This is a genomic window from Bartonella sp. AA2SXKL (assembly GCF_042197205.1).
Taxonomy (GTDB): domain Bacteria; phylum Pseudomonadota; class Alphaproteobacteria; order Rhizobiales; family Rhizobiaceae; genus Bartonella.
Genome location: NZ_JBHIRN010000101.1, coordinates 1 through 796, shown reverse-complemented (window position 1 = coordinate 796; position 796 = coordinate 1). Strand labels below are relative to the sequence as shown.

The window sequence follows — 796 nt, the reverse complement described above, 5'->3', positions numbered from 1 at the left end:
GTTGGGGGACTAAACGGCTATTTAGAAGCCACACTGGAAGCCAATCCAGAGATTGCCAAATATGGTGTGTTTTTACCACGGGGCTTAAAGGTCATGCTGCCTGAGTTTGTCAGCCAAGAAAAGAACAGCGTGGTGAAGCGGTTATGGGATTAATGCGCACGCATCCTTTTATTGAGGTGAGGGTGGGGGATAAGCTTGTTCATGAGGTTTTTTATCAGCGTCTTTTAACCGCAACCATTACGGACCATACCGGTAATGAAGCCGATACATTTGAAGCAGAGTTTGACGATAGTGGCAATGATTTAGAGGTTCCCTCAAGCAACAGTGCGCTACAGGTGATCTTTGGTTATGAGAACAGCATCAGTGCATTTATGGGGTGTTTTGTTGTCGAATCGGTTGTGAGTTGTGGAGGCAGCGATGGAGAGATTTTGCGGCTTTGCGGTAAAAGCGCCTCCATGCGCAAAGAGCTCAAAGAACAGGTGAGTGAGCATTTTGATCACAAAACTGTTGGAGAGATTGTTGAGACACTCGCCAAACGCCATGGTTATCAAGCAAAGATCAGTCCTCAGTTTAGCAAACAAACTTTGCCTTATGTGATTCGTACAGATCAATCGGCTGTTGATTTTTTAACCCGCCTTGCTGACCGCATGCAGGCACGTTTTTTGATCAAGGACAATAAGTTTTTGTTTTTAAGCGGAGATAATTTACCAGCACTCGACATCCATAAGCACGACTGTTCCAACTGGGAATTTACGTTAGAGCCACGTACGCAATATGGCACCATTGAAGCTTCTTA

Annotated in this window: 1 protein-coding gene and 1 pseudogene; both read left to right on the top strand. The window is 45.1% G+C overall.

From position 1 onward, the window contains the following. Nucleotides 1-153 (top strand): tail protein X (locus tag ACFINS_RS10035; RefSeq protein ID WP_375706180.1); only part of this gene is annotated, 153 nt, incomplete at its 5' end. Beyond that, nucleotides 153-796 (top strand): annotated as a pseudogene (locus ACFINS_RS10030) (phage late control D family protein); the annotation flags it as partial. The gene ACFINS_RS10035 and the pseudogene ACFINS_RS10030, both read left to right, overlap by 1 nt.